Annotated in this window: 19 protein-coding genes and 1 CRISPR repeat array; of the genes, 16 read left to right on the forward strand and 3 right to left on the reverse strand. The window is 63.1% G+C overall.

Annotation, left to right across the window (positions count from 1 at the left end):
- The first annotated feature begins 42 nt into the window (after window positions 1-42).
- Window positions 43-753, forward strand: coding sequence for a cytochrome c biogenesis CcdA family protein (locus GE073_RS10695; protein WP_028599876.1), 711 nt, complete (start codon window positions 43-45; stop codon window positions 751-753).
- 12 nt (window positions 754-765) lie between these two features.
- Here the strand turns inward: GE073_RS10695 and splB are convergent, their stop codons facing one another.
- Complete coding sequence (gene splB, locus GE073_RS10700; protein WP_043111623.1) at window positions 766-1,809, reverse strand: spore photoproduct lyase; 1,044 nt, start codon at window positions 1,807-1,809, stop codon at window positions 766-768.
- A 201-nt stretch (window positions 1,810-2,010) separates the two neighbouring features.
- Here splB and mntR point away from each other — a divergent pair, with 201 nt between their 5' ends.
- A complete protein-coding gene (gene mntR / locus GE073_RS10705) occupies window positions 2,011-2,436 on the forward strand; it encodes a transcriptional regulator MntR (protein ID WP_028599874.1) in 426 nt (141 codons plus the stop codon).
- A 145-nt stretch (window positions 2,437-2,581) separates the two neighbouring features.
- On the opposite strand, the gene GE073_RS10710 is transcribed toward mntR, so the two are convergent.
- Window positions 2,582-2,908 carry a hypothetical protein gene (locus GE073_RS10710; RefSeq protein WP_153783450.1) on the reverse strand — a complete coding sequence of 109 codons (327 nt, stop codon included), beginning with the start codon at window positions 2,906-2,908 and terminating at the stop codon, window positions 2,582-2,584.
- Window positions 2,909-2,939: 31 nt separating this feature from the next.
- Complete coding sequence (locus GE073_RS10715; RefSeq protein ID WP_153783451.1) at window positions 2,940-3,920, reverse strand: DUF1385 domain-containing protein; 981 nt, start codon at window positions 3,918-3,920, stop codon at window positions 2,940-2,942.
- Window positions 3,921-4,099: 179 nt separating this feature from the next.
- Between GE073_RS10715 and GE073_RS10720 the strand changes: the two genes are divergently transcribed.
- The 14 genes from GE073_RS10720 to GE073_RS10785 all read left to right on the forward strand — a co-directional run bounded on the left by GE073_RS10720 (window position 4,100) and on the right by GE073_RS10785 (window position 17,504).
- Window positions 4,100-4,627 carry a YqhR family membrane protein gene (locus GE073_RS10720; protein WP_153783452.1) on the forward strand — a complete coding sequence of 176 codons (528 nt, stop codon included), beginning with the start codon at window positions 4,100-4,102 and terminating at the stop codon, window positions 4,625-4,627.
- Between the two features lie 79 nt (window positions 4,628-4,706).
- The gene (gene aroQ, locus GE073_RS10725; protein ID WP_028599871.1) at window positions 4,707-5,153 is read left to right on the forward strand and encodes a type II 3-dehydroquinate dehydratase; all 447 of its coding nucleotides are present in this window, start codon (window positions 4,707-4,709) and stop codon (window positions 5,151-5,153) included.
- Between the two features lie 41 nt (window positions 5,154-5,194).
- Complete coding sequence (locus tag GE073_RS10730; RefSeq protein ID WP_028599870.1) at window positions 5,195-6,262, forward strand: M24 family metallopeptidase; 1,068 nt, start codon at window positions 5,195-5,197, stop codon at window positions 6,260-6,262.
- Window positions 6,263-6,286: 24 nt separating this feature from the next.
- A complete protein-coding gene (gene efp / locus GE073_RS10735; protein ID WP_028599869.1) occupies window positions 6,287-6,844 on the forward strand; it encodes an elongation factor P in 558 nt (185 codons plus the stop codon).
- A gap of 295 nt (window positions 6,845-7,139) precedes the next feature.
- A CRISPR array of direct repeats spans window positions 7,140-8,230; the repeat unit is 32 nt; unit sequence GTCGCTCCCCGTGGGGGAGCGTGGATTGAAAC.
- Between the two features lie 1,004 nt (window positions 8,231-9,234).
- Window positions 9,235-10,488: an aspartate kinase gene (locus GE073_RS10740; protein ID WP_028599868.1), complete on the forward strand. Its 1,254-nt coding sequence runs from the start codon at window positions 9,235-9,237 to the stop codon at window positions 10,486-10,488.
- 1,016 nt (window positions 10,489-11,504) lie between these two features.
- Window positions 11,505-11,771 (forward strand): YqhV family protein, encoded by a 267-nt coding sequence (locus GE073_RS10745; protein WP_028599866.1) that lies wholly within the window; start codon window positions 11,505-11,507, stop codon window positions 11,769-11,771.
- A gap of 111 nt (window positions 11,772-11,882) precedes the next feature.
- The gene (gene spoIIIAA / locus GE073_RS10750; protein WP_219623329.1) at window positions 11,883-12,947 is read left to right on the forward strand and encodes a stage III sporulation protein AA; all 1,065 of its coding nucleotides are present in this window, start codon (window positions 11,883-11,885) and stop codon (window positions 12,945-12,947) included.
- Window positions 12,940-13,458, forward strand: coding sequence for a stage III sporulation protein SpoIIIAB (gene spoIIIAB / locus GE073_RS10755; RefSeq protein WP_101809008.1), 519 nt, complete (start codon window positions 12,940-12,942; stop codon window positions 13,456-13,458). The genes spoIIIAA and spoIIIAB overlap by 8 nt, the downstream gene beginning before the upstream one ends.
- Window positions 13,459-13,471: 13 nt before the next feature.
- Window positions 13,472-13,675, forward strand: a complete 204-nt coding sequence (gene spoIIIAC, locus GE073_RS10760) for a stage III sporulation protein AC (protein WP_028599864.1) — start codon at window positions 13,472-13,474, stop codon at window positions 13,673-13,675.
- Window positions 13,676-13,698: 23 nt separating this feature from the next.
- Window positions 13,699-14,094, forward strand: a complete 396-nt coding sequence (gene spoIIIAD, locus GE073_RS10765) for a stage III sporulation protein AD (RefSeq protein WP_153783453.1) — start codon at window positions 13,699-13,701, stop codon at window positions 14,092-14,094.
- 5 nt (window positions 14,095-14,099) lie between these two features.
- Entirely contained in the window at window positions 14,100-15,311 is a 1,212-nt protein-coding gene (gene spoIIIAE, locus GE073_RS10770; protein WP_052333436.1) for a stage III sporulation protein AE, read from the forward strand.
- 37 nt (window positions 15,312-15,348) lie between these two features.
- Window positions 15,349-16,077, forward strand: a complete 729-nt coding sequence (gene spoIIIAF, locus GE073_RS10775; protein ID WP_153783454.1) for a stage III sporulation protein AF — start codon at window positions 15,349-15,351, stop codon at window positions 16,075-16,077.
- 16 nt (window positions 16,078-16,093) lie between these two features.
- Window positions 16,094-16,738 carry a stage III sporulation protein AG gene (gene spoIIIAG / locus GE073_RS10780; protein ID WP_028599861.1) on the forward strand — a complete coding sequence of 215 codons (645 nt, stop codon included), beginning with the start codon at window positions 16,094-16,096 and terminating at the stop codon, window positions 16,736-16,738.
- A gap of 67 nt (window positions 16,739-16,805) precedes the next feature.
- Window positions 16,806-17,504 carry a SpoIIIAH-like family protein gene (locus GE073_RS10785; RefSeq protein ID WP_101809010.1) on the forward strand — a complete coding sequence of 233 codons (699 nt, stop codon included), beginning with the start codon at window positions 16,806-16,808 and terminating at the stop codon, window positions 17,502-17,504.
- The last annotated feature ends 126 nt before the right edge of the window (window positions 17,505-17,630 follow it).

Raw genomic sequence — 17,630 nt, forward strand, 5'->3', positions numbered from 1 at the left:
CAGGCTTCCACTCGCATCACCGAAAGGGGAATCGCCCCAGCCATGTCCAGCATCAATATCGGCCTGGCGTTCATCGGCGGGATCGCATCGTTCATCTCGCCGTGCTGCCTGCCGCTCTATCCTTCGTATCTTTCCTATATTACGGGCATCTCGGTCGCCGATCTGAAAAGCGAAAAGCCGGGAGCGGAAGTGCGGCGGCGGACAATGACCCACACGCTGTTCTTCATTCTCGGCTTCTCGGTCGTCTACTACACGCTCGGCTACAGCACGAACAAGTTCGCGGAGCTGTTCTCCGATTATCAGGATTTGATCCGCATGCTGTCGGCGATCCTCATCATGCTGATGGGATTGTTCCTGCTCGGCCTGTTCCAGCCGCGAGCGCTCATGCGGGATTTCAAGCTGCCGGTCAAGAGAGGCTCGGGCTATCTCGGCTCCTTTATTTTCGGCATCGGCTTCTCGGCGGGCTGGTCGCCCTGCATCGGACCGATCCTGGCGGGCATCCTGGCGCTCGCCGCGTCGGATCCCGGCACCTGGTTCAGCCTGACGACCGCCTACGCGCTCGGCTTCGCCATTCCGTTTTTCCTGCTGGCGTTCTTCATCGGCTCCGCCCGCTGGATCCTCAAGTATTCGTCGCTGCTGATGAAGCTCGGCGGCGGGCTGATGCTCGTCATGGGGGTGCTGCTGTTCACCGACCGCATGTACATCATTACGGTCTATCTGAACAGCATCACGCCGGACTGGCTCAAGTTCTAGAACATCGCTGCCTCAGGTGAAGTAATCGATCGTCGCCTGGGGGAAGCGGTCAAAGATGCGCTCCGAGATGAACATCCGGAGCGCATCTGCCTGTTCATCGGGATAAACGTACTTGCCCTGTCCCCAGCGGCCCCATTTGTACTTGCGCTTTTCGATGTCCATCTCAAGCTTCGTCTTCGGGTAGCGCTTTTCAATCGTATTTTTTGCCGTTTTCGTAAAGCGGTGCTGAATCAGCTCGAACGTCAGATCGGGCACTCCAGACGGCAGCGCCTTGGCGAGCCTGTCCAGCAGCTCGGCATAGCCTTCCTCCCAGCCGTCATGCCAGATGATCGGCGCGATCAGGAAGCCGATCGGATAGCCGGCGCGGGCGACCTTCCCGGCCGCTTCGATCCGCTGCTCGAAGCTGGAGGTCGCCGGCTCGAAGTTCTTGATGACATAGCGGGCGTTGACGCTGAAGCGGATGCGCGTATGGCCGTTATGCCGCAGTCCGAGCAGAGAGTCGACATGGTGGAACTTGGTGACGAATCGCAGCCGCCCGAGCTCCTGGTCCGCCATGAACTCGATCAGCTCGGCGAGCGAGCCGCTGATCGGCTCGAGTCCGACCGGATCGGACGTGCAGGCCGCCTCGAAACGGGTGATCTGCGGCGCCCGCTCCGCGATATAGCCGCGCGCCGCGTCCATGATCTCCTCGGTATTGACGTAGACGCGCACATACGGCTTGGCGCCGAGCGTCGTCTGCAGGTAGCAGTAATGGCAATGGGCCATGCAGCCGGTGGCGATCGGAATGGCATATTCGGCGGACGGCTTCGACGTATCGAACTTCAGCGTCTTGCGCAGGCCGACGACAAGCGTGCGCTTGGCGATCCGGTATTTCTCCAGCTCCGACTCGCCGGGCAGATCGGTGATCCGGTTGTGCGAGGTCGTCATGCGGACGGGCAGTCCTTGCTGGACCGCCCATTCGTAGATCCGTTTGCCCTTCGGATAGCTCAGCGCATCCGGCTCAAAATAGACCAGCTCCGGTACGAACGATTCGAGCCTAGCGGGGGGTCTTTCCATCGTGGTGCTCAAGGTCGGCGGCCTCCTTGCTCGATCGGGATGGGAGAACGGAAAACAAGCTTATTTTGACCGCTGCGGAGCGCCGGCAATCCGGTACATTCAGGAGAGGGGCAAGTTGCGAGGGCGATTCTTTACGTTGTATGATACTAAGGAGCATGGCAGTCACCCTGCGCAGGTGTACGGCCGGTTAGGAGGGGTCGCATGCCTACACCGAGCATGGAGGATTATTTGGAACGGATCTACAAGCTGATCGAGGAGAAAGGGTACGCCCGCGTCTCCGACATCGCGGAGGGGCTGGAGGTCCATCCCTCGTCCGTCACCAAGATGATCCAGAAGCTGGACAAAGACCAATACCTCATTTATGAGAAGTATCGGGGACTCGTTTTGACCAGCAAAGGCAAAAAAATGGGCAAGCGCCTTGTCGAGCGCCATCATCTGCTCGAGGAGTTCCTGGAGCTGATCGGGGTGCAGGAGGAGAACATCTATCGCGACGTCGAAGGGATCGAGCATCATCTGAGCTGGGATTCGATCACCTGCATCGAGACGCTCGTCGAATATTTCCGCCGCGACAGCGAGCGGCTCGAATCGCTCCGCGGACTGCGCGGCGAGCTTGAAGCGGATAGCTGAGCCGGGCTGTGGAGCCGGAGAGCGGGAGGAAGCGCCTGTCGGCAGGCACTTCCTCCTGTTTTTACGGGACAGCCGCCGCTTCCCTGCCAAAAAAAGAAGCGCCCCGACTGGGGCGCTTCTTTTTTGTTTCCCGTGCCATTCGGCATCAGTGATATTTGGGCATGCCGTCCTCGTCCTTGCCGCCTTCGATGACGCGGAACGGGGAAGCCTTGCGCGAACGCGGCTTGGCCGCGGCAGCCTGGCGAGGCTTGCCGGCGGAAGAAGCAGCGGCCGCGCGGCCTGGCTTGACGCGGGGCCGCGCGGCGCGGCTCGCCCGCCCGGCTGGGCTCAGCCGGTACAGGCCGAAGATCAGCGCCAGCACGACAAGCGGCAGCAGGGCGGTAAAGTTGCGGCTCAACACCATTTGAACCAGGCCGATGAGGGCTAGGAAAGCCAGCACGGCCATCCAGATCGTCGCCGTTCTACGCTTCACGTTCATTCCGCCTTTCGCGATAGGGTGGATATTATACGGCTGCGCCGGCCGGCTGGGGCTCGTTGACCTGCTGCTCAAGCTCGCGCATCCGCTTGAACGAAGCGATGGAGACCGCCACCTGGTCGTCGGTCGGCTCCTTGGTCGTCAGCAGCTGCAGCCAGAGGCCCGGATAGCCGAGGAAGCGGAGCACCGGCACCTCGCGCAGCGAGTTGGTGAAGCGCAGCACCTCGTAGGAGACGCCGAGCACGACCGGGAGCAGCAGCAGCCGGATGTAGACCCGCTCCCATAGCGTATCCCAAGTGAAGAAAGAATAGACGATGACGCCGACGAGCACCGAGAAAATGATGAAGCTGCTGCCGCAGCGGTAATGGAGACGCGTGCGGCGCTGCACGTTCTCGACGGTGAGCTCGTCTCCGTGCTCGTAGGCGGTGATGACCTTATGCTCGGCGCCATGGTATTGGAACAGCCGCTTGATCATCGGCGTGAGCGAGAGCAAGTACAGATAAGCGAGCAGGAACAGGATCTTGATCGCGCCCTCGAGCAGGTTGTGGATGACGATGTTCCCGAACCGGCCTTGAAAAAGCAGGTCCTCGACGATCGCCGGCACGGCAGTGAACACGACCTTGCCGAGGATGAAGCTGATGACGCCGGCGACGGCGACGCCGAACACCATGGCGAGGCTCCAGCCTTCCTTCTTTTCCGGCTTGGGCTTGGAGGAATCGGCAGCGGACGCCTCGTCCTTTTCCTCGTTGTCCTCGGCATAGGCTTCCATCGAGAAGTTCAGATGCTGCGAGCCTCTCGCGCTTGACTCGAGGATGCCGATGACGCCGCGCACGAACGGCACTTTCTTGAGCGGCTGATACCACGGCTTCTTGCGGCTGGCGGGCACTTCATAGTAGGCGATCTCGTCATTCTTGCGCCGGACGGCGGTGACGTTGACGTTGCGTCCGCCGAACATGACGCCCTCGATCACCGCTTGTCCGCCGTAGATGGATGTAGTTGGTTCTGGCAACGAAGCTCACCTTCCTCTAGGTCTCGGACGGCCGCGAAGGCCGCCTGCTTGGCATGCTTCTATTGTACTTGATGGCACCAGCCATTGCCAGCGTGCGATCGCCTCGGCGGCCGCGGTAATCCTGGCGGCATTGGCGCATACTACCTGCGACAACGGTCTAACAAGGAGGAATTATCGACATGAGCGCATCCGCCGCTTCCCGCGAGGCCTCGTCGGCATCGCGCCGCTCCCGCCGCTCCCGCCGCGTCACGAACCCATGGTCGTACTGCGCTTCGCTCGGGTTTTGGGCCGGCCTGTTCTGGGGGACGATCCGCTGGCTGCTTTATACCTTCAAGTTCACCTCCGTGCTGCCGGCCTTTTTGGCCGATCCGTTCTTCCGCCGCTCGTTCCTCGTCACCGGCTGGGGACATGGGACGGGCATCGCGGCGTTCATCGTGTTCTCGATCGTCGCGGCTTATTTGTACAAGCTGCTGCTCGGGCGCTTCCGGGGGCCGTGGGCGGGGTTTTTCTACGGACTGCTCTGGTGGACGCTGCTCTTCCTCGCGTTCGGCCCGTTGCTCGGCATGATGGAGCCGGTCACCCGGATCGGCTGGAATTCCATCTTCACGGAGATCAGCCTGTTCATCGTCTGGGGCATGTTCATCGGCTATTCGATCGCATTTGAATTCAACGACGAAGCCTCCCGCGAGCCTCGCAAGGAGCCGTGAGGCCCTTCTCAACCGCTGCCCGGTTGTGGTAGAATGGCAAGTAGCCTTTTTTTCAACGTCTGGGCATGGGAGGCGCGGAATGATCCGTATTCTCGTATTGAATGGTCCGAACCTCAATATGCTTGGCGTTCGGGAGCCGGGCATCTATGGCTCGGCAACCCTCCAGGACATCGAAGCGATGCTCCGCGGCATCGCCGAGACCGCAGGCGCGGAGCTGGAGTTCCGCCAGTCCAACCATGAGGGCGAGCTGATCGACCTGATCCATGCCGCCCATGGATCGGCCGACGGCATCCTCCTCAATCCCGGAGCGCTCACGCATTACAGCTACGCGCTGCGGGACGCGCTGGGCTCGGTGTCGGTGCCGGCGGTGGAGGTCCATCTGTCGAACATCCACAAGCGGGAAGCGTTCCGGCATGTCTCGGTGACGGCCGCGGCCGCGATCGGACAGATCGCCGGCTTTGGACCGGCGAGCTACTCGCTCGGTCTGACGGCGCTGCTCGACCATCTGAAGGCCGGAGGACAGTAGGCGAGAAGAGCGATCAATAGCTTGAAGGAGGTGGCCGGCACATGGCGCAACGGCTGGACAAGCTTCGCGAGAAGCTGGCAAGTCAAGGGTTGGAGGCGCTTCTCATCGGCAGCGCATACAATCGGCAATACATAAGCGGATTCACGGGATCGGCCGGCTGGGTGCTCGTCGCCGCGGACCGGGCCTGGTTCCTGACCGATTTCCGGTACACGGAGCAGGCGGCGGAGCAGGTCCACGGCTTCGACATCGTCGAGCACGGTCCGGATCCGATCGCTTCGATCGGCGACCTGCTGCGCGGGGCCGGCTTGTCGAAGCTCGGCTTCGAGGAGAACCATACGACGTACGCCCAGTTCGCCAAATGGAGCAAGACGCTGCAGGGCGTCGAGCTCGTACCCGTTCCCGGCCTCGTCGAGGAGCTGCGGATGATCAAGGACGAGGCGGAGCTGGCGGTCATGCAGGAAGCCGCCGACCTCGCCGATCGCGCCTTTTCCTACATCCAAGGTCTGATCAAGCCCGGCATGAAGGAGTCCGACATCGCGCTCGAGCTTGAGGTGTTCCTGCGCTCCGGCGGCGCGGCCTCGTCCTGCTTCGATACGATCGTCGCCTCCGGCGAGCGTTCGGCGCTGCCTCATGGCGTGGCGAGCGACCGCGTCATCGGCAGCAACGAGTTTGTCAAGCTGGACTTCGGCGCGCTCTACCGCGGCTATTGCTCCGACATCACCCGTACGGTCGCCGTCGGCCAGGTGTCGGACAAGCACCGCGAGATCTACGACATCGTGCTCGAGGCGCAGCTGCATGCGCTGGAGCATATCCGTCCCGGCATGACCGGCAAGCAGGCGGACGCGCTGGCGCGCGACGTCATCGCCAAGCACGGTTACGGAGACCGGTTCGGGCACAGCCTTGGCCACGGCCTCGGCATGGAAGTGCATGAGCAGCCGTCCTTGTCCGTCCGCAGCGACATCGTGCTCGTGCCGGGCATGGTCGTCACCGTCGAGCCGGGCATCTACATTCCGGGCTTCGGGGGCGTGCGGATCGAGGACGACATCGTCCTGACAGATGACGGCATCCGCATCCTGACCTCGTCGACCAAGCAGCTCATCACGCTTTAAAACCCATCTTAGGAGGAATCACCCGTGATTTCAGTGAATGATTTCAAGACCGGCCTTACGATCGAAGTAGATACCGACATCTTCACCGTCATCGAGTTCCAGCACGTTAAGCCGGGCAAAGGCGCGGCGTTCGTCCGCTCCAAGCTGAAGAACCTGCGCAACGGCAACATCGTGGAGAAGACGTTCCGCGCCGGCGAGACGCTCGGCCGCGCCCATGTCGAGAACCGCGAAGTGCAGTACCTGTACAACAGCGGCTCCGAATATACGTTCATGGACAACGAGTCCTTCGACCAGTTCAACCTCGACAAGAAGCAGCTGGAGTGGGAGATCAACTTCCTCAAAGAAAACATGAACGTCAACATCGCCAGCTACAAGGGCGAGATCATCGGCATCACGATGCCGAACAGCGTCGAGCTCAAGGTCGCCGAGACCGAGCCGGGCGTCAAAGGCAACACGGCTCAAGGCGCGACGAAAAACGCGACGCTCGAGACCGGCTACACCGTCCAGGTGCCGCTGTTCATCAACGAAGGCGACCTGCTGCTGATCGATACGCGCGAAGGCCGCTACATCTCCCGCGCCTAGACGCTTGTCCGACCGTGCCGCTCCGCTTTGGCGGAGATCGGTTGTGGGATTTGCAAGGCCGTCCGGCTTGCCGGACGGCTTTTTTGTTATTTTGGCGGCCTCGAGCGGGAGCCTGTTGCGGCCGGTGCGAATGCCAAGCTCCCATGAATTCTCTAGTAGATTCGCACCTCGAAAATTGTCGAATTCGATCGAAAAATCGCAGTCTTGATTTTTGTCAAGTCTAAACTTATGCTTATTTTATAGTAGCAACAGTTGCCGAAATGACTTTTCAGCGCTGAAAGCGCTGTTATTTGCTGTCGCTCCCCGTGGGGGAGCGTGGATTGAAACACCCTTTCTCGCTGTTCGGCGGAAGGCCCGACGGTCGCTCCCCGTGGGGGAGCGTGGATTGAAACGTTCGTGTTTAAGAGTCAAAATAGCTTCAGCTGCTGTCGCTCCCCGTGGGGGAGCGTGGATTGAAACCCCAGGCGAGGCCCTATTCGGAAGTACGGTCGAGGTCGCTCCCCGTGGGGGAGCGTGGATTGAAACTTTTCCCGCCTTGGCGAGGATCGCCATATAGTCGGTCGCTCCCCGTGGGGGAGCGTGGATTGAAACGCCGGCGGGGTTGGAAAGGCGTGAACCATGCTGGTCGCTCCCCGTGGGGGAGCGTGGATTGAAACACCTTGTCCAACTGGCACCGGCGCGGGCGCGACGTCGTCGCTCCCCGTGGGGGAGCGTGGATTGAAACCTCGAATCGAAGGGCTTCACGGTGGTTCGTCACTAGTCGCTCCCCGTGGGGGAGCGTGGATTGAAACGCTCGTTCGGCACGGTCATTCGCGACGTGCTGGAGTCGCTCCCCGTGGGGGAGCGTGGATTGAAACAATAAGACGCATGAGTTGCCGGTAGACCATCGACGTCGCTCCCCGTGGGGGAGCGTGGATTGAAACCAATTCTTTAATAATGGCTTGAATTGCTTTTTCTGTCGCTCCCCGTGGGGGAGCGTGGATTGAAACCCATATATCGGCATATCCACAATGCGCTACTTTAGTCGCTCCCCGTGGGGGAGCGTGGATTGAAACCATTGCCGCTGGATCGACTCCCGCGCCTCCTGCGTCGCTCCCCGTGGGGGAGCGTGGATTGAAACTCATATATGCAAATGATGGAAGCTGTGCATGCAGTCGCTCCCCGCAGGGGAGCGTGGATTGAAACGCAAAAGCCGCAATCGTATGAAGCCTGCGAACGTCGTCGCTCCCCGCAGGGGAGAGTGGATTGAAACCATTCGCAGATACCGATAATTCTCATTCTCGACTCGTCGCTCCCCGCAGGGGAGCGTGGATTGAAACCGCAGCGGGAAATTGGCAAAGACCTGCGATCCGTGTCGCTCCCCGCAGGGGAGCGTGGATTGAAACACCGAGCCAGAGCCGCGAAAAGGAGAAGAGGGCGTCGCTCCCGCAGGGGAGCGTGGATTGAAACTGCTACTTGCCGGCCATCGTCGACTGGCCGTTATGTCGCTCCCCGCAGGGGAGCGTGGATTGAAACTGGAGGACGCCTGCGATTTTCCCGAGGTCTTGGAGTCGCTCCCCGCAGGGGAGCGTGGATTGAAACCTGATCTGGGCGATCAACTGGGTGGTGCGTCGTATGTCGCTCCCCGCAGGGGAGCGTGGATTGAAACACGGACACACCCAGCGCCTGCAGCACGTCCGCGACGTCGCTCCCCGCAGGGGAGCGTAGATTGAAACACCCCTTGACTACCACTACCACGACGCAAAAAGCGTCGCTCCCCGTGGGGGAGCGTGGATTGAAACGGAAGCTAACATATCACCGAACACCCGTTCGTGAGTCGCTCCCCGTGGGGGAGCGTGGATTGAAACGACTGACGCACGGCCTGCGGACGTTCGCGGAACGTCGCTCCCCGTGGGGGAGCGTGGATTGAAACTCTCCACAAAAGCCTCTATCATAATAAACAAGGGTCGCTCCCCGTGGGGGAGCGTGGATTGAAACGCCGCCTGGCGAGACGCGACGCCGATGCACAACGATCGTCGCTTCCCGTGGGGGAGCGTGAATTGAAACGTCTGGTTCTTTATATGAGACAACGTCTCAAGATGTCGCTCCCCGTGGGGGAGCGTGGATTGAAACTGGCCGCCATGCTCGTCTTGTTCGGGCGGGGGTGACGGTCGCTCCCCGTGGGGGAGCGTGGATTGAAACTCAGCAAAGAGTCGTGCATTTTGGAAATGAAGCAGATGTCGCTCCCCGCAGGGGAGCGTGGATTGAAACTCCACGGCCTCGAGATCCAACGGGATACCGGCCGTCGTTCCCCGCCGGGGAGCATGATTTGAAACATCTACTCTGCAATGCGGGAGTGTGCTATAATCGATACTTGATTGCAACAGCTATAGGTGGGGAGTGAGACAGCGGTGTCGTTGATCGTAATGAAGTTCGGCGGCAGTTCGGTCGGCACGACGGAACGCATGCAGCGAGTAGCACAACGGATCGTGGAGAACAGGGATGCGGGCCATAAGGTCGTCGTGGTCGTATCGGCGATGGGAGATACGACGGACGATCTGATCGACCAGTCCAAACGGCTGAATCCGAATCCGCCGGCACGGGAGATGGACATGCTGCTGACGACGGGAGAGCAGATTTCGGTCGCTCTGCTGTCGATGACGATACATGCGATGGGCCGCAAGGCCGTATCGATGACGGGCTGGCAGGCAGGCATCCGCACGGAGCCGTTGCACGGCAAGGCGCGCATCACGGACATCCAGCCCGACCGCATCCACGCGGCGCTGGAGGAAGGCGGTATTGTGATCGTCGCGGGCTTCCAAGGAATGACGGAGCAAGGCGAGATCACGACGCTTGGACGAGGCGGATCCGACACGACGGCGGTCGCGCTCGCGGCGGCGATCGAGGCGGATGTGTGCGAGATCTTCACTGACGTGGACGGCATCTACTCAACCGATCCGCGCGTCGTCAAGAACGCGCGCAAGCTGCCGGAGATCTCGTACGACGAGATGCTGGAGCTGGCGCATCTAGGCGCAGCCGTGCTTCATCCGCGCGCGGTGGAGTACGCCAAGCACAACAACGTCAAGCTGGTCGTTCGCTCCAGCTTCACGCACAACGAAGGAACGACGGTCAAGGAGGAAGCGGTCATGGAACAAGGAATCGTAGTACGCGGAATCGCATTCGACAAGGATGTCGCTCGCATCAGCATTCTGGGCGTCGAGGACGTGCCGGGCGTGCTCGCCGGCGTCTTCGGCGCGCTGGCGGACGGCGGCATCGACGTCGACATGATCGTGCAGAGCGGCGTGCAGGACGGCAAGGCCGACTTCAGCTTCACCGTAGCCGGCGGCGACGCCGAGCAGGCGGTGTCGATCATCGCCGGCATCCGCTCGGAAGTTCCTTACCGCGAGACGACCTCCGAGACGGGCCTCGTCAAGGTGTCGATCGTCGGAGCGGGCATGGTCAGCAACCCGGGCGTCGCGGCCCGCATGTTCCGCGCCATCTCCGATCTCGGCGTCAGCATCAAGATGGTTAGCACGTCGGAAATCAAGACCTCCTGCGTCATCGCGGCCGAGCCGCTGCAGGACGTCGTGCGCGCTTTGCACACGACGTACGGCCTCGACACGGCGGAGCAGGTGTTCGTCGGCGGACCTTCGGAACGCCGCTAGAGCGGCGGAGCATCTTGGTAAGCGGGCAGTAGGCCCGCCGCTAAGGCGGCGGAGCAACTTGGTAAGCGGGCAGTAGGCCCGCCGCCAGGGCGGCGGAGCGTCTTGGCCGACATGCTGCTTGATTGCTGCTGCTATTGTTCAAGGATTGATTATTGGAAAAGTCCAGCCTCTCCCCAGAGGCTGGACTTTTTTGCGAAATAGGGGGAAGTCGAGCGGCTCGCAACGGACGCATCCGATCAGGTGAACGTTTCTTTACCTGCATATACCCGCATGTTCAGGAGCGATTGGCGAACGGTAGGGTCTTGGATTGAAACTCGGTTTCCGCTGACGCTCGTCGCCTCCTTTGACGTCGCTCCCCGCAGGGGAGCGTGGGTGAACGCTCTTCCTCGTATACCTCTTCGACCGTAACGACGTCCCATGCGCTTAGAAGGCTGTTTTCGCCATCCTCCTGACAAGCAATGACGAATCAGCTGCTTAGAAGAGCGAGTTGACCCTATAAATGGCGTCTGACCGCTGCTGATCTGGATCTAAGCTCCTCACGAATCGCAAGATTTTCCTGGCAGCCGAAATATGCCTTCTAACGAGCTGAATCGTCGTTGCCTCGCCGTCCCCCCTGAAAAGGAACACCGTACGCCTACGGCCTATCAACATGTCAAGCCGCGATGCCATACAGCCCCATCGTTAGAGCCCCGCCATACGTCCGAACTATATCAACGCGCATGCGTCATCCTCAGTCGCCTCGAAACAGCTCTCCTGCCTCAATGCCCCGTCAACCGCGCCTGTCCCGCTTGCCTCGAGTCCGCGCGCTGTCCCGCCTGTCCCGCTTGCCTCAAGTCCGCGTGCTGTCCCGCTTGCCCCGCCTCGGCGCGCTGACCAGCCTTGCACCTTTCAAGCTCGCCCTCGCCGCCTTCAAGCTCCTTCGCTTGATGCGGGACGGGCCATAATTCCGCCATCCGGCTCATAGACTGGACCAAGCCGTTACATCAATCTAGCGGGTCGAAAGGGGGAACGGACTCATGTTGAACAAAGCTGTCGCCGCGATGGCATCCTTGCGCCTCGTCTCGGGCTCGATCGAGATCATGGCGGCGCTGCTCATGCTGCGCCTCAACCAGGTGGACAAGGCGCTCGCGGTCAACTCCGCGCTGGCGCTCGTCGGTCCGATCGTGCTGCTGACGACGACGGCGATCGGCCTCATCGGCCTGTCCGACAAGCTGTCGCCGTCGCGGATGCTGTGGATCGGGACAGGCGTCGCCTGCCTACTGATCGGCGTGCTCAAAAAATAGAGCCGCCGCTAGATTCGAAGGCATATTGCGGACAGGCGGGCATACATTTAATCATGCGGAAAGAGCCAAGCCCGGCTTGGACCCGGACGAATCCAGGGGAGGTGAAAGGATATGCTGACAGCCATCGGACATCTGCTGCCGCCGGAGCTGAAGGAGCGCATCGGAACGCTGCCCGAGGCGGTGCTGGACCAGCTGGAAGAAGTGCGGATCCGCGAGGACAGGCCGCTCGAGCTTGTCGCCGGCGGCCGCTCCGGCTTTCTTGGACGCGGCGGCGGCTGGACGGACGTTCCGCTGGAGGCGTTCCGGCCCGACGCGGCCTGCTGCCGCAAGCTGCTCGGCCAGCTGACCAACCACTCTCTCTATGCGATGGAGGAGGAGCTTCGCAAGGGCTACATCACGGTCGCCGGCGGCCATCGGGTCGGGCTGGCCGGCCGGACGGTGCTGGAGGGCGGAGAAGTGAAGGCGATCCGCGACATCGGCGCGTTCAACCTGCGGATCGCCCGCGAGACGGTCGGATCGGCCGAGCCGCTGGCGGAAAGCCTCGTCGACGCCGCGCGCCGCTCGCTGCACTCGACGCTGCTGATCGGGCCGCCGCGCACGGGCAAGACGACGCTGCTGCGCGATCTCGTGCGGATGGCGAGCGCCGGCAGCTGGCCGGGCGCGAGCCTGGCAGGCTGGCCGGGGAGAAGGGTTGCCGTCGTGGACGAGCGCTCCGAGATCGCGGCCTCGGTGCGGGGCATTCCTTCCTTCGACGTCGGTCCGCGCACCGACGTGATGGACGCCTGCCCGAAAGCTCAAGGCATGATGATGATGCTCCGCTCGATGTCGCCGGAGATTATCGCAGCGGACGAGATCGGCCGTCCGGAAGACGCGGCGGCGCTGCGGGAAGCGGCGCATGCCGGCGTAGCGGTGCTCGCCACCGCCCACGCCTCGAGTCTGGAAGAGGCGAGAGGCCGGCCGATCCTGCGCGAGCTGCTGGACGAAGGAGCGTTCGCCCGCGTCGTCGCGCTGAGCCGGGATCGGACCGGGTTCCGCATGCGGACGCATCGCTTGCCGGCAGCGGGAACGGCCTCGGATCCTGGCGCAGCGGCCGTGCTTGCCGGACCGCTGCTGCGGGGAGCGCCGACGGCCCGGGAGCCGACAGCGACGGGCAAAGGAGGGCGGAGCGGTGATTAAGGCGGCGGGCGCGGTGCTGGTGCTGATCGCCGGCACGCTCATCGGGTTTTTGCAGGCGGCGCGCTTCGCCCGCCGTCCGAAGCAGCTGCGCGAGCTGGCGCACGGGCTGCAGCGGCTCGAGACGGAGATCGGCTACGGCTACACGCCGCTGCCCGAGGCGCTGCGCCGAGTCGCGGCGCAGACGAGCGAGCCGCTCGCCTCGATGCTGCTGTCTCCGGCCGACGACATCGAGAGCGGACGCAGCGCCGATTTCCAAGCCGGCTGGGAAGCCTCGATCCAAGCCTACGGGCCGAGAACGGCGCTGAAGGCGCCTGAGCTCGCCTCGCTCCGCCGGCTCGGCTCGATCCTCGGCATGAGCGATCGGGAGGACCAGCTCAAGCATCTGAAGCTGGCGCAGCAGCAGCTGCTCGCCGAGGAAAGCGGCGCCCGGGACGACCAGGCGCGGTACGAGAAGCTGTCCCGCGCGCTCGGCATCCTCCTTGCCGCGCTGGTCGTCATACTGATCGTTTAGGGGTGCCGATGACATGACAATGGATATAAGCGCCATCTTCCAGATCGCCGGCATCGGCATCATCGTAGCCATGATCCACACGGTGCTGAAGCAGATGGGCAAGGAAGACATGGCGCACTGGGTAACGCTGATCGGATTCGTCGTCGTGCTCTTCATGGTCGTGCGCATGCTGAACGACCTGTTCCAGGAGATCAAGACGATCTTCCTGTTCCAGTAGCGGCGGCGGGACGGGAGACGCTTATGGAAATGGTACACATTGCAGGCATCGGGCTGCTCGCCGCGATCCTGGTGCTCGTCCTCAAGGAGCAGAAGCCGCTCTTCGCGTTCCTGCTCGCGATGTTCGCCGGCATCTTCATCTTCCTGCTCATGATCGGCCGCATCGAGGCGGTCATCGGCACGATGCAGCAGCTGGCGGAGCGCTCGGGCATCCCTTCGGTCTACCTCAAGACGATCCTGAAGATGATCGGCATCGCCTATATCGCGGAGTTCGCCGCCCAGATCATCCGGGATGCCGGAGCGGAAGGCGTGGCGTCCAAGGTCGAGTTCGCCGGCAAGGTGCTGATTCTCGTGCTCGCGGTGCCGATCATCAACGTCATCGTCGAGACGGTCGTCGGCCTGCTGCCGGCCGGGGGGTGAGAAGGATGCGGTTCAAGCTGGCGCTGCTGTGGCTGCTGCTCGCCGCATGGGGTCTCGGCCTCGCGCCCGCCGCTTCGGCGCAGCCTCCGGACGGCGGAGACGGCAGCCGAACGGCGGCCGGCATCACGGAGGAGCTGGCGCGCGAGCAGGCGCAGAGCTACGGCACCGATGCGGTCGAGTCGTACTGGGACGATCTCGTCCGGCAGTACGGTGGCTATTTTCCGGAAGGCACGATGCCGAGCTTCCTCGAGATGGTCGCGCCGGGCGGACAAGGGCTGAAGGCGTCGGACGTGCTCAAGGGCCTGCTCGCGATGCTGACGCATGAGGTGCTCTACAACGGCAAGCTGCTCGTCTCGATCGTGCTGCTCGCGGTGTTCAGCTCGATCCTGCAGACGCTGCAGTCGGCGTTCGAGCGGCAGACGGTCAGCCAGGTCGCCTACGCGGTCGCCTACATGGTGCTGATCGTGCTGGCGGTGAACAGCTTCCACGTCGCCATCGGCTACGCCAAGGACGCGATCGAGACGATGATCCAGTTCATGATGGCGATGGTGCCGCTGCTCATGACGCTGATCGCCAGCTCCGGAGGCATCGCCACCGTGACGCTGCTGCATCCGGTCATCATCTTCATGGTCCATCTGGTCGGCACGCTCATCTACACGGTCGTCTTTCCGCTCCTGTTCTTCTCGGCCGTCCTCCACATCGCCAGCGCGATGTCGGACCGCTTCAAGGTGACACAGCTGGCGAACATGCTGCGCACGATCGGAGCGGGGCTGCTCGGAGTCATGCTGACCGTCTTTCTCGGCGTCGTCTCGATCCAGGGGGCGACCGGCTCGATGACCGACGGAGTGACGCTGCGGACGGCGAAGTTCATCAGCGGCAGCTTCGTCCCGGTCGTCGGCAAGACGTTCTCCGACGCGGCCGACACGGTCATCTCGGCGTCGATGCTGGCGAAAAACGCGGTCGGGCTCGCAGGCGTCATCATCCTGCTGTTCATCAGCGCCTTCCCGGCGATCAAGATCCTCGTGCTCGCCGTCATCTACAACGCCTGCGGAGCGGTGCTCCAGCCGCTCGGAGCGAGCCCGATCACGACCTGCCTGAGCACGATCGGCAAGACGATGCTCTATGTGTTCGGCGCGCTGGCGGCGGTGAGCCTGATGTTCTTCCTCGCGGTCACGATCCTGCTCACCGCCGGCAACGCCGCGATCATGATGCGATGAGGCGGAACCGCGGCGAGAGGAGAGGAGGAGGAGCGGCATGCTGGACTGGCTGAGCTCCTGGCTGAAAGACGTCGTCGCAGTCGTCCTGCTGGCTGCCCTCGTCGACCTGCTGCTGCCGAACCAGCGGATGCAGCGCTATGCGCGGCTCGTCACCGGCCTGATCGTGCTGCTCGTCATCCTGACGCCGCTGCTGCGCCTCGTGCAGGGCGATTTCCAGACCCGGCTCGAGACCGGCTACCGCGAATGGAACCGCGAGCTGGAGCGCTCCCAGGTGAAGATGCCTTCGCTGGACGAGATTCTGCGGCAAGCCGAGATCGCAGCCGGCCGCTCCGGCGAGCAGGCGGTCGCTTTGGCCCGGACCCAGCTTGAGATGGGCATTCGGGAAGCGGTCGAGCGGGAGACGGGGGCGGCGGTCAAGGAAGTCGCGGCCGCCGTCGCCTGGGACGGGCAAGGCGGCGGGGAGATCCGCAGCGTGAACGTGCGGCTGGCGGCTGCGCCGAGCGGCGAGGTCCTGCCGGCAGAAGCGGCCGCGGCAGACGATGCCTCCGCCGGAGAAGCTTCGATCGAGCCGGTGAAGCCGGTCGAGCCGGTCGAGGTGCGCTTGTCGGAGCCGGAGGCGCAGGAGGCGATGGCCGGCATGGGGGAGGCCTCGCCGAGAAAGGCGGACGCGCGGCTGGAGAGCCGGATCCGCCAGATCGTGAGCGGGTCCTGGCCGATCGGAGCGGCGCAGGTGAGCGTAGAGCTGGAGCCGGCGGACGGCAGCTGAAGGGAGGGGAGGCCTTTTGGCCAATTGGTGGGAAAAGCTGCGGCAGGCGGCTGCCGGAGGAGCCGAAGGGCCGAGCCGCATCAAGTCGCTGCGCTGGCTGCTCGTGCTCGGGGGGATCGGCGTGCTGCTCATTCTGGCCGGCAACGTCCTGAACTTCCGGGATGTCGGCACGCTGCCGAGCGGCGACGCGGCCCCGCCGCCGGCAGCGGAGGATCAGGCGGCGCTCGGCGGCCGCGTGCAGTCGCCGGGCACGGACTTCGGCGGCATCGAGGCGCCGCTGGAAGCGCGGCTCAAGGATATTCTGGAGAAGATCGTCGGCGTCGGCGAGGTCGACGTGCTGGTCACGGTCGACTCTACCGAGGAGAACGTCTGGGGCAAGGACGACAATACGTCGCAGCAGGTGACGGACGAGACCGACAAGTCAGGCGGAAAGCGTCATGTGACGCAGATGACGAGCAGCGGCAAGATCGTCATGTACGAGGTGTCCGGCGAGCAGAAGCCGGTCGTCACCAAGATCGTCAAGCCGAAGGTCCGGGGGGTGCTGGTCGTCGCGAACGGGGCGGAGAACGCCACCGTCAGGAGGATCATCGCCGAGGCGGTCGAGCGCGGCATGGACGTGCCGCTCTCGGCGATCTCGATCGTGCCTCGCAAGACGGGCTGAAGCGGGGCGGCGGCAAGCGCAAGCGAGCGGGAAAAGCGGTAAACCAATCCAAGGAGGGATATGAACGATGAATTCCAAACGTCAAACGATCTGGCTGGTGTCGATGCTTAGCCTGATGGTCGTGCTGTCCGCTTATTATCTGTTCACGGAGGATGCGGGTACGAAAGGCTTGGCCGATACGGCCCAGACGCAGGCGGGAGCGGCCGAGGTGTCGCAGACGGACGGCATCGAAGTGCAGCAGGTGACGGGCGACGGCGCGCTGGACGCTGAAGCGGCCGCGGAAGCGGCGGAGACGGCGGAGTCGGCGGAGTCGGCAGAGCCAGGCAAGGACGCGGCGGGCGCAGACAAGGAGACCGCTGCGGACGGCGGGCTGTCGCCGGAGGATCAGGCGGTGCTGCAGCAGTATGAGTCGAGCGGCTCCTCCAGCCAGTTCACGGAGCTCGGCCTCCGCTCGCAGGAGCGGGTCAACGCGGAATACGACAAGATCATGCAGAAGATTTCCGACGTCAAGAGCGACAGCGAGACGTCCGCCAAGGCCGTCACGGAGCTGGAGGGCTTCGAGGAGCGCCAGAGCAAGCTGACGGAGCTGCGCGGCCAGCTGGAGAAGGAGTTCAAGAACGTCGTCATCGACGAGAACGGCGATGCGGTCAAGGTCGTCGTCCAAAGCCAGAAGCTGGAGCGCAGCCAGGCGGCCGCGATCATCTCTACGGTCAGCGCGGCGCTCGACGTGAACGCGGGCGACGTGCTCGTGCAGTACCTGCCGTAGGCGGCAAACGAGGGGCTTTCCGGGCGATCCGGAAAGCCCCTTTTCGGCTGCTCGCAGGCCGGGCGGCGTCCCGAAGAGGAGGTTCGTTCCCGAGTTTGGCAGAATGACTCGTCCTCGGAGGGGCCA

Origin of the sequence: Paenibacillus sp. B01 (genome assembly GCF_009649995.1) — a bacterium.
In the GTDB taxonomy this organism is placed as follows: domain Bacteria; phylum Bacillota; class Bacilli; order Paenibacillales; family Paenibacillaceae; genus Paenibacillus_O; species Paenibacillus_O pasadenensis.

Coding starts and splice junctions, on each gene's coding strand:
- GE073_RS10695 (WP_028599876.1), top strand. CDS start 43: ATGTCCAGCATCAATATCGGCCTGGCGTTCATCGGCGGGATCGCATCG.
- splB (WP_043111623.1), bottom strand. CDS start 1,809: ATGGAAAGACCCCCCGCTAGGCTCGAATCGTTCGTACCGGAGCTGGTC.
- mntR (WP_028599874.1), top strand. CDS start 2,011: ATGCCTACACCGAGCATGGAGGATTATTTGGAACGGATCTACAAGCTG.
- GE073_RS10720 (WP_153783452.1), top strand. CDS start 4,100: ATGAGCGCATCCGCCGCTTCCCGCGAGGCCTCGTCGGCATCGCGCCGC.
- aroQ (WP_028599871.1), top strand. CDS start 4,707: ATGATCCGTATTCTCGTATTGAATGGTCCGAACCTCAATATGCTTGGC.
- GE073_RS10730 (WP_028599870.1), top strand. CDS start 5,195: ATGGCGCAACGGCTGGACAAGCTTCGCGAGAAGCTGGCAAGTCAAGGG.
- GE073_RS10745 (WP_028599866.1), top strand. CDS start 11,505: ATGTTGAACAAAGCTGTCGCCGCGATGGCATCCTTGCGCCTCGTCTCG.
- spoIIIAA (WP_219623329.1), top strand. CDS start 11,883: ATGCTGACAGCCATCGGACATCTGCTGCCGCCGGAGCTGAAGGAGCGC.
- spoIIIAC (WP_028599864.1), top strand. CDS start 13,472: ATGACAATGGATATAAGCGCCATCTTCCAGATCGCCGGCATCGGCATC.
- spoIIIAD (WP_153783453.1), top strand. CDS start 13,699: ATGGAAATGGTACACATTGCAGGCATCGGGCTGCTCGCCGCGATCCTG.
- spoIIIAE (WP_052333436.1), top strand. CDS start 14,100: ATGCGGTTCAAGCTGGCGCTGCTGTGGCTGCTGCTCGCCGCATGGGGT.
- spoIIIAF (WP_153783454.1), top strand. CDS start 15,349: ATGCTGGACTGGCTGAGCTCCTGGCTGAAAGACGTCGTCGCAGTCGTC.
- GE073_RS10785 (WP_101809010.1), top strand. CDS start 16,806: ATGAATTCCAAACGTCAAACGATCTGGCTGGTGTCGATGCTTAGCCTG.